Origin of the sequence: Nostoc sp. (assembly GCF_036917935.1) — a bacterium.
Lineage (GTDB): Bacteria > Cyanobacteriota > Cyanobacteriia > Cyanobacteriales > Nostocaceae > Nostoc.
The window spans coordinates 117,464-129,646 of sequence record NZ_JBALEL010000002.1 but is presented as its reverse complement, the minus strand read 5'-3'; the positions used below and the strand labels follow the sequence as shown (position 1 = coordinate 129,646).

The 12,183-nt window shown below is 43.7% G+C and carries 14 protein-coding genes and 1 tRNA gene; 6 read left to right on the top strand and 9 right to left on the bottom strand.

All coding sequences use genetic code 11. The features are described 5' to 3' along the window. Window positions 1-24 precede the first annotated feature (24 nt). From V7K62_RS00870 to V7K62_RS00860, 3 genes are all read right to left on the bottom strand, one after another. Window positions 25-831, bottom strand: coding sequence for a Tic22 family protein (locus tag V7K62_RS00870; protein WP_334860764.1), 807 nt, complete (start codon window positions 829-831; stop codon window positions 25-27). A 595-nt stretch (window positions 832-1,426) separates the two neighbouring features. Further along, window positions 1,427-1,500: transfer RNA gene (locus V7K62_RS00865), tRNA-Pro, on the bottom strand. A 298-nt stretch (window positions 1,501-1,798) separates the two neighbouring features. Then, window positions 1,799-2,350 (bottom strand): GNAT family N-acetyltransferase, encoded by a 552-nt coding sequence (locus V7K62_RS00860; protein ID WP_334860762.1) that lies wholly within the window; start codon window positions 2,348-2,350, stop codon window positions 1,799-1,801. 461 nt (window positions 2,351-2,811) lie between these two features. Here V7K62_RS00860 and V7K62_RS00855 point away from each other — a divergent pair, with 461 nt between their 5' ends. Together V7K62_RS00855 and V7K62_RS00850 are read left to right on the top strand one after the other, a co-directional pair. Continuing rightward, complete coding sequence (locus V7K62_RS00855) at window positions 2,812-3,531, top strand: hypothetical protein (RefSeq protein ID WP_086763971.1); 720 nt, start codon at window positions 2,812-2,814, stop codon at window positions 3,529-3,531. A 169-nt stretch (window positions 3,532-3,700) separates the two neighbouring features. After that, window positions 3,701-4,612 carry an alpha/beta fold hydrolase gene (locus V7K62_RS00850; protein ID WP_334860760.1) on the top strand — a complete coding sequence of 304 codons (912 nt, stop codon included), beginning with the start codon at window positions 3,701-3,703 and terminating at the stop codon, window positions 4,610-4,612. 129 nt (window positions 4,613-4,741) lie between these two features. Here the strand turns inward: V7K62_RS00850 and tsaD are convergent, their stop codons facing one another. Continuing rightward, a complete protein-coding gene (gene tsaD / locus V7K62_RS00845; protein ID WP_334860758.1) occupies window positions 4,742-5,791 on the bottom strand; it encodes a tRNA (adenosine(37)-N6)-threonylcarbamoyltransferase complex transferase subunit TsaD in 1,050 nt (349 codons plus the stop codon). A 280-nt stretch (window positions 5,792-6,071) separates the two neighbouring features. On the opposite strand from tsaD, the gene V7K62_RS00840 reads away from it, so the two are divergent. The 3 genes from V7K62_RS00840 (at window position 6,072) to V7K62_RS00830 (ending at window position 7,555) form a co-directional block, all read left to right on the top strand. Beyond that, complete coding sequence (locus V7K62_RS00840; RefSeq protein WP_334860756.1) at window positions 6,072-6,566, top strand: Photosystem I reaction center subunit III; 495 nt, start codon at window positions 6,072-6,074, stop codon at window positions 6,564-6,566. A 39-nt stretch (window positions 6,567-6,605) separates the two neighbouring features. Then, window positions 6,606-6,755: a photosystem I reaction center subunit IX gene (gene psaJ, locus V7K62_RS00835; protein WP_334860754.1), complete on the top strand. Its 150-nt coding sequence runs from the start codon at window positions 6,606-6,608 to the stop codon at window positions 6,753-6,755. Between the two features lie 278 nt (window positions 6,756-7,033). Then, complete coding sequence (locus V7K62_RS00830; protein WP_334860752.1) at window positions 7,034-7,555, top strand: photosystem I reaction center protein subunit XI; 522 nt, start codon at window positions 7,034-7,036, stop codon at window positions 7,553-7,555. 415 nt (window positions 7,556-7,970) lie between these two features. On the opposite strand, the gene gmk is transcribed toward V7K62_RS00830, so the two are convergent. Together gmk and remA are read right to left on the bottom strand one after the other, a co-directional pair. Beyond that, window positions 7,971-8,570, bottom strand: a complete 600-nt coding sequence (gene gmk, locus V7K62_RS00825; protein WP_334861452.1) for a guanylate kinase — start codon at window positions 8,568-8,570, stop codon at window positions 7,971-7,973. A gap of 166 nt (window positions 8,571-8,736) precedes the next feature. Beyond that, a complete protein-coding gene (gene remA / locus V7K62_RS00820; RefSeq protein ID WP_073639751.1) occupies window positions 8,737-9,003 on the bottom strand; it encodes an extracellular matrix/biofilm regulator RemA in 267 nt (88 codons plus the stop codon). A gap of 249 nt (window positions 9,004-9,252) precedes the next feature. On the opposite strand from remA, the gene V7K62_RS00815 reads away from it, so the two are divergent. After that, window positions 9,253-9,483 (top strand): hypothetical protein, encoded by a 231-nt coding sequence (locus V7K62_RS00815; protein WP_334860750.1) that lies wholly within the window; start codon window positions 9,253-9,255, stop codon window positions 9,481-9,483. Window positions 9,484-9,494: 11 nt separating this feature from the next. On the opposite strand, the gene V7K62_RS00810 is transcribed toward V7K62_RS00815, so the two are convergent. From V7K62_RS00810 to tyrS, 3 genes are read right to left on the bottom strand one after another with little or no spacing between them, the layout of a single operon-like run. Next, window positions 9,495-10,214, bottom strand: a complete 720-nt coding sequence (locus V7K62_RS00810; protein WP_334860748.1) for a hypothetical protein — start codon at window positions 10,212-10,214, stop codon at window positions 9,495-9,497. After that, on the bottom strand, window positions 10,211-10,930 hold the full coding sequence (gene pyrF, locus V7K62_RS00805; protein WP_334860746.1) for an orotidine-5'-phosphate decarboxylase: 720 nt from the start codon (window positions 10,928-10,930) through the stop codon (window positions 10,211-10,213). Before pyrF ends, V7K62_RS00810 begins: the two co-directional genes overlap by 4 nt. A gap of 21 nt (window positions 10,931-10,951) precedes the next feature. Further along, a complete protein-coding gene (gene tyrS / locus V7K62_RS00800; protein ID WP_334861450.1) occupies window positions 10,952-12,142 on the bottom strand; it encodes a tyrosine--tRNA ligase in 1,191 nt (396 codons plus the stop codon). Between the last annotated feature and the right edge of the window lie 41 nt (window positions 12,143-12,183).

Here is a 12,183-nt window from a genome sequence, read left to right as displayed (position 1 = left end):
CCTCAACCTTGGAGCGCATAACCGTTATTTTTTGGGAGCGGGTCTGGCAGCTGGTGATTGATTCGGTGCAAGGGAGCGAATAAAATTGATCGACTCTCGTGATGGATACAGAACAATTTTATTGATACTAGGATCGGTGCTGCTATTGAGAGCCTCCATAACACCGTACAAATCCACCACCTGAATTTCAGTGTTGTCTGCTTCCTTTGGCACGGCTTTTTTGAATTCGTCTAATAGAGCCACTGCTTGTTCTTTTTCAAAAAAGAAAGGGATGTACCGCTCGTTGCCTTTGGCAAGAGGAATAGTTAGATAGCTATTATCTTTCTTAAATTTGGGTACAAACAAGGGAATACCATTGAATTGCTCCCCCTTTTTACCATTTTGATTCAGCATACTTGTTGCCGAGGCTACCTGCTGTTGCGTCGGGACTAAAGTATAAATTACAGAGTCTGGTTTCTTTTTGCTTTCTTGCACTATTTTATAATAGTCTGCCAAGGACAAAGGTCTAACCTGTAGAGTGCTTGCCAACTGGGGATTTTCTTTTTTGAGTCGATTGTCAAGAAATTTTTGAGCATCTTGCTTGCTAATAAAAAATCCCACTTGCGAGATCGGCTTGGATGCGTTGTTTCTCGAAAGAACTACGAATTCACCTTTAGGATTGGTGAGCGTGAATACAGGTACTTCTTGGAGCTTTTTCACTACCTGATCTTGTGGCAACGCGATCGCCTCTAGATTGCCCATTCCTGGTAGATTGCCTATTCCTGAAAGCCCCGTTAAAAATACACTGCCAGCTATACCCAATGTTGCGCCCAAGCGAATAAATGATTTCATGACTGCTCCTCGCATCAATAGTCCAATTAAATTAAACAAATGGTTGGATTTGCACAGCACCAACTAGCTTTAGTTATATAGCAATCTATTTGAGTTGTGAAAAATTCATTGTGCGCGTTGAGGTTGAGTGTTAAGCGTCAACGGTCAAAATCCAATGTTCCCTAACTATTTAGAGTTGCTATAGTATCGTTTTCACAAATTGGCTGTGCTAACGTTGTGTTTTTCTAGGTTTCGCTTCGCTATTTACCGCGAAATGCCGTAGATGCCTATTATATGTCTTCTCAAACAGTAAAAAGTCTCTCCATGTCTCCAAGCTTGGAGATCATAAATGCGATTTTATCGGCTTTTTCTAAGATTCATTGACGCTATTAGTTAATCAATCGTTCCATCTGCGATTGGTTTAATATCTTTTCAAATCTATACAAAGTTCAGTGTCAAGAATATCTTACTTACTACTTAAGGAAGAGATTTGCCTCTTAGCGTTCAACAGCAGAACAGCCTAATTGGTCTTCTCCGTAAAAATATCCAATTAAATTGTAGATGTTAGCAAAGAAACTCTATCTAATTCCTCTAAGTGTTAACTAGATTAATTAAATCGGGATGACAGGATTTGAACCTGCGGCATCCTGCTCCCAAAGCAGGCGCGCTACCAAGCTGCGCTACATCCCGTTATCCTTATCCACTTTTTTGGTTTGGTTTTAACTTTCCATCAAAGCGATCGCGCTTTTACAAAAGCGTTAAATTAATCATATCACATAACACGGCTTATGCCTAATATCTTTTATCTTCTGCAAATAGGAGCTAGATTAGATATTTACACTGATAAAGGTTTGGCTGCCGACTTAGTTTTACAAGAGATATACTTGTTCGTTCATCGGCTAAACCTTGTCAAACCAAATCAAAATAATAGATTTATACTACTATACCTGATTTTCTTGTGCGAATCGCGTTTTATTTCGATTGAGCGCTAGTGAGGATACCAGAACATGCCTTTGATGCCTTCTGGATCAGCCATAAACCCCATAGTTCGGTAGAAATCTACAACATGGGGGTCAGCGAAGAGAGTGACATTACTAATTTCTTCACTCCTAAGTTTTTTGAGAACGTATTTCATCAGCGCCTTGCCCAGTCCTTGACTTTGAAAGTCTGGGTGAACTACTACATCCCAGATAGTGGCATTAAACGCGTGATCTGAGGTAGCACGGGCAAAACCAATGAGCCGCTTTTGGTTTCCTCTCACTTGCCACATTGAGGCAACGAGAAAACTATGCTCAATAGCTTTTTTCACTTTTCTTAGAGGACGACGCGACCAACCAACTGCATCACAGAGTTCTTCTAGCTCATATAGGTCAATGTCTCGTTCCGTACTGAAGACGATCCGAGCCTCCTTTGAAGAAGCTTCGCTAATATTACTGGGGCTGGAGTTGCCCGCAGTTTCTGCTGTATGCTCTTCAAAGGGGTTTGTCCTAGTTGTCCCTACAGATTCAGGAGTACTAAACCAAGTTTTCCAAAAACCCATGCCAACGCGGTTCGGGTAGTATAACTGAATTGGTTTCCACTCTCAGGAGTGTTGATTCACTTTTAACATAGCTACCCCCATTTACTACCCCTTACACTCAAAGTTTTTCGGTTGTTTTCGGGATTTGCAATGGTAACAGCAAGTTAGAGCGTGTTTCACACCAATCATTCTCAACTTTAGCATTTTGTTGTAAAGGCTAGGAGAAATTCACCAAAAGGGTAAGGATATAAACAATTCAAAATTCAAAATTCATAATGGAAAAATCTAATCCTGGCAATTGCTCGTATAGAGCTTAAATGCACGTTAGCTTAGGAGTGAATTGTACACACGGGATTGGGCATTGGGTATCGAGAACACTCTATACTCTTGTCCCCTTGTCCCCCACAGTCCCTAATCCCCAACACCCAACACCCAACACCCAGCCCCCAGGTGACGAAAGCAAGCGAGTCTTACCCTTAACAATGGCTTCTGGTTTAAAATCTTCGACACTGGAACTCCTAAAGCGCTTTAATCGAGCGTTTCCCCAGTTTTATGAGCAATTCGTCAGTAGTGAAATTCAACTGCAAAATTTGCGGCTAGCCTACCGTCTCTATAAAACTAGACGCGCTGTTATTGAACTGAAACCGGAAGGCAGCAAAAGTGCCCTGCATTTTGCTTACCGCAACCAGTCTTTTCTCCTCAGCGATATTTTTGGTGTACTAGCAGCTTATGGGTTGACTATCCACGGTCTGAGTCTATACGGTCAGATCCGTCCGCCGATGTTAGTTTTTATCAAGCTGTTGGTGTCTCGTGGTAGTAAAGCCTTGACCGACAAAACCGCAGAAAATGTTTGTCGCGCGATTCGGGAGGCTTTAGGAGGTCGGTTTGAGGTAGAAGAGATGCTGGCAGTAGAATTCAATCTTGACACTGGCTTAGAGCAGGTACAAACTGAGTTCTATGTTGATCCAGTCTTTCATCTCCCTGCCTTAGTGATTGAAGCTGATAATCAACCAGGATTATTCTACAAAGTGATGTACGCCATCTGGCAGGAAGACCTGCTGGTAGTCAATGCCAATTTACTGGTTTGGCGCGGACGTACACGGCTAATTCTTTACTTGTTGGGGCCAAACGAAAGCCTGATTCCTGAATATCTGGGTCACAAAATTGCTGAAGGGGTGCGACAGAGGTTGCTGGGTAAATGAAAAAAGTGAGGAGTTATCAGTTAAATAATTCGTAATTCGTAATACTCGCCTCCGGCGAAAAGCAAGCGACGTAATTCGTAATTAAAAATTAATAACTTCTCACTCCTAACTTCTAACTCTTCGCACTCCGTATTTAGTCGCACCCGCCCTTAAGGGTACGATATTAAGTATGGCAACTATTGAAATCTTGGGCGTTCCACACGCATACGAGCTAACGGCTCCCACTTCCTGCCCTCATGCTTTAGTATTTATTCACGGTTGGCTCAATAGCCGTGAATATTGGCAACCTGTGATTTCCCGCCTATCAGATGATTTGCAGTGCCTTTCCTATGATTTGCGGGGTTTTGGTGAATCCCAATCCCAGGTAAAAACCGATTTTAGTCGAGCAGAAACGTCTCTGAGTCTTACGCCCATCTCTAGTAGTGCGGTTGGCTCACCAATCGATTCTCTTTATACTCCTGCTGCATACACTCAGGATTTAGCAGTTCTTCTGAAACAGCTGAATATTACCAGTGCTTGGCTAATTGGTCACTCGTTGGGTGGGACGATCGCTCTTTGGGGAGCAGATCAAATACCTGACTGTGTTAAAGGTGTTATCTGTATCAACGCTGGCGGTGGTATTTACCTCAAAGAAGCCTTTGAGCAGTTTCGCTCGGCGGGTCAGAAATTTTTGCAAGTCCGTCCGCGCTGGCTGTCCCAAGTGCCTTTGATTGATTTGCTGTTTACTAGAGCTAGTGTGGCTCGTCCTTTAGAGCGCCATTGGGCACGTCAGCGGGTAATTGATTTCATCGTAGCTGACCCAGAAGCGGCTCTGGGAACTCTGTTAGACTCCACAACTGAAGAAGAAATCAATCGTTTACCTGAGCTAGTATCCCAACTGAAGCAGCCAGTTTATTTTTTGGCTGGCGCCGAAGACAAGGTTATGGAACCCAAGTATGTGCGCCATTTAGCTAGCTTTCACAGACTTTTCCAATATTGTGGTGACAATGTTCTGGAAATTCCTAATTGCGGACACCTGGCTATGTTGGAACAGCCGGATGCAGTGGCTGATCACATCCGGGCGATAGTCAAAAGTCAATAGTTATTGGGCATTGGGCAAAACAGTTCCGAGTCCAGAGTGCTGAGTGCTGAGTAAGGAAGTGAGATTCTCCACTTAGCACTCCTGAAGGGCATTGGTGCTTACAAATGACAAAGCACAAATGACTAATGACTACTCAACAGATTGATACAACTTCATCACCTCAGTCAGCCCTAACCTAGACTCAACGCCCAGTGTGAGGGGGGATGTATGACCACGGGATAGATGGTCAGCGGCGGCACAGCCAATCATGGCGGCGTTATCGGTACAGAATTTTAGAGGCGGGAATAGGACGCGTAGGTTATGTTTTACGGCGGCGACTTGGAGGTTTTTTCTCAACCCGCTATTTGCTGCGACACCGCCACCAATGGCGATTGTATCTAGACCATAGTCTAGGGCACAAGCGATCGCTTTTTTGGTTAGCGATCGCGCTACCGTATCCTGAAAGCTAGCTGCTACATCTGCCACTGGTACTTGTCCACCATCTTTCTCTAACTGCTGCACTAAACGCAATACAGCCGTTTTTAACCCACTAAAACTCGCATCATAACGATGAAACCCTCCACCGGGTAAAGAAACTCTTCCTTCCGGTAGGGCAAAGGCTTGAGAATTGCCCTCTTGTGCCAACTTGTCAATCACTGGCCCACCGGGATAACCCAGCTTTAACAATCGCGCCACTTTATCAAAGGCTTCACCCGCAGCATCATCACGGGTTTGTCCCAGTGTTTCGTACATACCACAATCTTTGACATAAATCAAGCTTGTATGTCCGCCTGAAACCAGTAAGCTAAGAAAAGGGGGATTTAAAGTTGATTCGCTCAAGTAAGTTGCGTAAATGTGACCTTCGAGGTGATGAACCCCCAAAAATGGCTTGTTGTGTACCATCGCTAGGGTTTTGGCAGCAGTTAACCCCACCAACAGCGCTCCTACGAGTCCAGGGGCACAAGTGGCGGCAATTGCGTCGATTTTTCCCCAGTCTAGTTGGGCTTGTTCTAAGGCTTGTGCGATCGCAACATTTATCGTTTCTAAGTGCTGGCGAGATGCTACTTCTGGCACGACCCCACCATACTGCTGATGGACTGGAATTTGTGAGGCTACGATACTGCTGCAAACTTTACGATTGTTAACAATTGCGACGGCTGTTTCATCACAACTGGTTTCTATTGCTAAAACGGTTGTCATTGAGAGTAATCAGTGCTGGGTGCTGAGTCTGGAGTCCTGAGTCATAGAGAGAAAATCTTGCTTCTTTACTACCCTACTACAACAATTCTTGTACTCAGCACTCGTTACTCAGCACTCAGCACTCATTTTGGTTGAGAAGCTTTAACTTTTATTGACTTAAACTTTACTCGGTTCCCACCCAAGAGTATGATGACTTCCTAGTTATGCAAATAAACAACTGTACAAGCCGCTTCGTTTTGTACAAAGAACTTCTTGTTTTGTAATAAAAGGAAACAACTCTATGCGACGATTGTTTGCTTTGATGTTAGCGATTAGTCTTTGGTTCAACTTTGCCCCCCCAGCACAGGCTTTAGGGGCTAATTTGACACCGTGTAAAGACAATCCCGCTTTTCAAGAGCTAGCAGCTAATGCCCGTAATACGACCGCTGACCCCCAATCCGGGAAAAAGCGGTTTGAGCGTTATTCTCAGGCGCTGTGCGGCCCTGAGGGGTATCCCCACTTGATTGTTGATGGTCGTCTAGATCGTGCTGGTGACTTTTTGATCCCTAGCATTCTGTTTCTATATATTGCTGGTTGGATTGGTTGGGTAGGTCGTGCCTATCTGCAAGCAATCAAAAAGGAATCTGACACTGAACTCAAAGAAGTCCAAATCGATCTTGGTTTGGCACTACCGATCATGGCGTCAGGCTTTACTTGGCCAGTAGCAGCAGTCCAAGAACTTCTCTCTGGAAAATTAGCAGCCAAGGATTCAGAAATCCCCATTTCCCCACGCTAAATCAGCTTAACTAATTCATTGGTTTTGGAGACTAAATTCATGGCAGACAAAGACGCTCAAGCATCTTATTTGATTAAATTCATTTCCACAGCGCCCGTGGCAGCTACCATCTGGCTGACGATCACAGCAGTTATCTTGATTGAATTCAACCTCTTGTTCCCCGACCTACTTTTCCACCCACTCCCATAAGTGTCAAATGGAATTTAGGACAGTTGAATCAATGTCTTGTTTTTTGCCTAATATTGTGTAGTTGATGTATTCAGCTTAGTTAGGCAGAATTATCACTAAAATAGGCAGCAAAAATAGTTTTTTGAAACTCGTGATTCTGTTTACAGATCGCGAGTTTCAGAGTTTTAAAACTAGCTAAATTAATTTTTCTAAACTTCCTAGCAAAAAGACATCTTTAGCCACAATTATTATTAATATAAAAATGCCACCATTTTAAATTTAGAGGCTGAACATAAAATATGGCACAAGCAGTAGATGCATCAAAAAATCTCCCCAGCGATCCGAGAAATCGGGAAGTTGTTTTTCCGGCATTCGGCGATCCACAGCTAGGCAACCTAGAAACCCCGATTAATGCTTCTCCCTTGAGCAAGTGGTTCATTAATAACTTACCTGCCTATCGCCCAGGTCTGGCTCCTGCTAGACGCGGTTTAGAAGTTGGTATGGCTCATGGTTACTGGCTATTTGGCCCCTTTGCCAAATTGGGCCCACTGCGGGACACAGATAATGCTAACTTAGCTGGGTTACTGGCAGCCATTGGCCTGGTTGTAGTTCTCACGGGCGCTCTATCGCTGTATGCCAATAGCAATCCGCCTAAAGCACTTCCTAGTGTTACCGTACCCAAGCCTCCAGCAGATGCTTTTAACTCTAAAGAAAGCTGGAACAACTTCGCCAGTTCTTTCTTAATTGGTGGTATTGGTGGTGCAGTAGTTGCTTACTTTTTGACTAGTAATTTGTCACTAATTCAAGGTCTATTTGGTTAATTATAGGACTTAGGCAAAACTAGACGCTGTAGGGGCAATTGATGAATTGCCCCTACCAGAAAATTACTATTTTCGGCTATTGTTTGCGTAAGTCCTGAATTACTATAGGACTAGTATTTGATTTTTGAAATGCACGTAGTGGACTGTCTACGCAAAATAGTGCATTAGACGTAGGTTGGGTGGAGGCTTTGCGTAACCCAACTGATTATCAGGATGTTGGGTTATGCAAAGCCTCCACCCAACAAAGCAATTTTTTTACTAGAATTTTTTTGCAACATTAAAGCCATGACAGTCCATTACAAGACTACCGAGATTTTTTCAGAATTCAAATATGATTCCTATAGGAGTTAGGAGTTTAAATTCATAACTTCTAACTCTTAACCGGAGGCGGAGCGTCTCCGGCTCCGCTCCTAACTTATTTAAACAAAACCGCTTCAATATCATTTAAAGCAGTTTCAAAATCGTCATTAACGATTTTAATATCAAATTCATCTGCGGCTTGAATTTCTTCTTGAGCGCGGATCAGACGACGAGCGATCGCTTCTTCAGAATCTTGGCCACGAGAGCGTATTCGTTTCTGCAATTCATCAAAGGAAGGCGGTAAAATAAAAATGCTTAGGGCACTGGGGAAGGAAGCACGAATTTGTCTTGCCCCTTCTAGCTCAATTTCCAGCACCACCAACTTACCGGAATGAATTTGGTTAAGTACAGCTTCACGGGGTGTGCCGTAATAGTTACCAGCAAATTCTGCCGATTCTAAAAATTCACCTTCAGTAACTAATTGTTTAAACTTACTGCGGCTGATAAAGTAATAACTTTTGCCATCGATTTCCCCCGGTCGGGGAGAACGAGTCGTTACGGATACGGAATAATAGAGTTCTGGATGACGCTCTAGGAGCGATCGCATTAAAGTGCCTTTACCGACCCCACTGGGGCCAGTTAAAACAATTAACCTGCCTAAATGTAAGCATTCTTCGGTAGTAGCACTACTTTGGATGGGTAAAACTGGCATCATCCCTTCAACCTGTGAATCAATCAATACATATTATTCATTAGTCTTGTGTTCTTGGTCTAGTCCACTAGTGACTAAAGAATTTGTAGCAAGAGTGACAGAAAATTTGTCTATATTCATACAGTACTGCCAATACGGTGCAAAGAAGAGTGGAAAAACCCACTGCTAGTCAATTATCTACAGTCTGATGATCGCGGGAAATCACAAAGCGATTCGCTACCGTTTCCGGCTGAATCGCTGAGAGAATTACGTGGCTGGAATCGGTGATAATTACAGCCCTAGTCCGACGACCGTAAGTTGCATCAATCAGTTGACCTCTGTCCCGTGCATCGGTAATAATCCGCTTAATGGGGGCAGACTCTGGACTGACAATGGCAACTACTCGGTTGGCAGACACGATGTTACCAAAGCCGATGTTGATTAACTGAATGTCCATAAAAAACTGAGGCTAAACGCGGTTTGAGAAGCTTGAAATAAACTTATTTCCATGTTATCGCCAAAAAACAGGAGTTACAACGCTTAAATTCAAGCCAGTCTGCGTTTTTAAATAATGTCTGCTTCTTTTAGCTGTTTATCAGCTATATTTCCGGAAAATCTTCCCAAAGATATATGTAAAATTCCACTGATACAAGCTAGGTGGGCGATGTAGATTTATTTTGTTTGAAATAAGTATCTGAATCGGAAATTGATCGAGAGCAAAATCGATTGGAACAGTCTCGCTCTAACTGCGCTGGCTCAGTACAATGTCAGTGCAGATCAATTGGTATTCTTGGGTCATAGCGAAAATGTGAGGTTTCGCGTTGACACTCAGAATAATCAAAATTTTGCTAAATCTGGAGAATATGATCAGCAAGCGTTATTTCTTCTCCGTATCCATTATCCGATCGCTGAGTTCCGCGATCGCATCTGGCAATAATATGCCGTCATTTAATATTTTCCTAATTTACGAAGATTTGGAATTAGGTTTTTTTGACGTACACTTCCCGCTTGACAATCCCGTAACCAAGTTTTAACCCCTTGGGCAACAGTACCGTTACTACTATCGCGTGGCGGGGATAGTAGCTGCTGTGATGAATAGGAACCAGCTTGAGAAAACATCATCACTAGTTGCCAACCACTTTGAGTTTTAGTCAACAACAGCCAGTGGAACTCCTGCAATTCTACCGCTTTCTTTCCTATGTACTGCCGCTCCAAGGTAGTAAAGAAAACTTGCTCAACTCCTGATGCAGTACTTTTAGACGCATCTGCACTATATTCTTCAAGGTTAAGGGGCAGAGGAGTAAATTCAGGTTTTCCTGCCACTAGCATATAACTGTAAACCTGACTGCTTCTACTGAGGCGACGGGCGCGTTGAGTTACACGGTTAGTATAACTAGGCAAATCTTGCAGTAGCTGTATAGTTAATATTTCTAAATTTTGCTCCGAACACAAAGACCTTGCCCCAGTATTGACATTTTCCTTTTCTGCGATCGCAAAGGGTTTAGGGGTGGGGTTTGTCGAGAAGGCTGGGTAAGCAAGGTTATTTGATCCTAAAATCCAGAAGCTACAAGCTAAAAGCCAACTATAATTTTTCTTCCTGAGCGAAGAGGCAAGATTGTTCTCCCCTACACCCTGCACTCTGAGTTTCTTACTGACTCTTAGCTTCATGCCACCGTGGTTAACTCCTCAGAAATCCTCTTCCAGGCTAACTCCGGCTCAGTAGCAGCGGTGATGGGACGCCCAATTACTAGGTAATCAGCGCCAGCAATAATTGCTTGCGCTGGGGTCAGCGATCGCTTTTGATCGCCAATATCAGCCCAAGTTGGTCTAACCCCCGGACAAACAAGCAAAAAGTCATCTCCACAAGTTTGCCGTAGTTGTGCCGCTTCTTGGGGCGAACAAACTGCCCCATCCAATCCCGCCTCTTGAGCCAGTAGTGCCATTTCTAGGGCGTATTCTGGTAACTCTAGGGGAATCTTTAAATCAAACGCCAACTGTCTAGCAGAAATGCTTGTTAACAAAGTAATAGCAATTAATTTTGGCGGTTTTACACCTGCTTTTGCAGCCCCTTCCTCTGCCGCCTCTGTTGCAGCTTTGAGAGCGTCAATACCAGATGTAGCGTGAATTGTCAACAAATCCACTCCGTAACTAGCTGCACTACGACAAGCACCGGCGACTGTGTTCGGGATATCGTGAAACTTTAAATCTAGGAAAATGCGTTTTTGTCGGGACTTTAGCACTTGCAGAATTTTTGGGCCAGTGCTGGTAAACAACTCTAAGCCTACCTTCCACCAACCCACTTGCGGAAGTTGATCTATAAGCGCGATCGCACTTTGTTCATCCGACACATCCAAAGGCACTATAACTCGTTGTTCTGCGTTCATTTGCAGTTTCCCATTTCCCATTTAAGGCACTAAACGCACAAACTTATTTTTCCCAACTTGTAAAACCTTACCTTGTAACTGGGCGGGATCAGCAAAAGTAGTATCAACATCGGTAATGCGATCGCCATCTAAGCGCACTCCACCCTCTTGAATTTTCCGCTTTCCTTCCCCTGTACTTTTGCACAAGCCACTGGCATTGAGAATATACGCTAACTTAGTAGGGAACTGCTGCACGCCAGCTAGAGAGAATTCTGGAACTGCACCTTCCTTGCCGCCACTTTGGGCTGCAACTTTTGCCTCTTGAGCTGCGGTTTCGCCGTGGTACTGTTTGACAACTTCCCATGCCAGGAGTGTTTGGCGATCGCGGGGATTTTCTGGCAGTTTATCCAGAGGTAAATCCGTCAACAGTTCACAATACTGTGACAGCAGATGATCGGGAACTCCTTGCAACTTTTGATACTTTTGTCCTGGGTGTTCTGACAATCCGATATAATTACCTAAAGACTTAGACATTTTTTGCACGCCATCCGTGCCAATCAAAATTGGCAGCAGCATCCCAAATTGGGGCTTTTGACCAAAATGGCGCTGCAAATCTCTACCTACAGCAATGTTAAATTTCTGATCAGTGCCACCTAATTCCACATCTGCCTCAACTGCAACCGAATCAAAACCTTGCATTAACGGGTACAGGAACTCATGGATAAAAATCGGATTCTCTTTTTTATAGCGATCGGCAAATCCTTCTTTGGCCAACATCTGCCCCACCGTCATCGTGGAGAGTAACTCCAAAATTTTCTCTAAGTTAAGCCCAGAGAGCCATTCGGAGTTATAGCGCACCTCTAACCTTCCTGGTGTGTCAAAATCCAAGATAGGACGTACCTGATCCAGATAAGTCTGAGCATTTTGAGCTACGTCTGCTTCTGTCAGCTGACGACGCACTTCAGATTTACCAGTTGGATCGCCAATACGAGCTGTAAAATCGCCAATGATTAAAACTGCTGTATGGCCTGCATCTTGAAAACCTCGCAGTTTTCGTACTGGTATGCTATGACCAAGATGAATATCAGTACCAGTAGGATCAATCCCCAATTTGACCCTTAAAGGTCTGTTTGTAGTTAGTAAGAGCCTTTCTAGACTTTCGCTGTTAACATCAACTGATTGTGGGAAAACTTCTACTACACCACGACGCAACCAAGCAAAATCTTGCGTCATCCTAAGAGATTCATTATTAGCGATGTTTTGCACACTAGAAG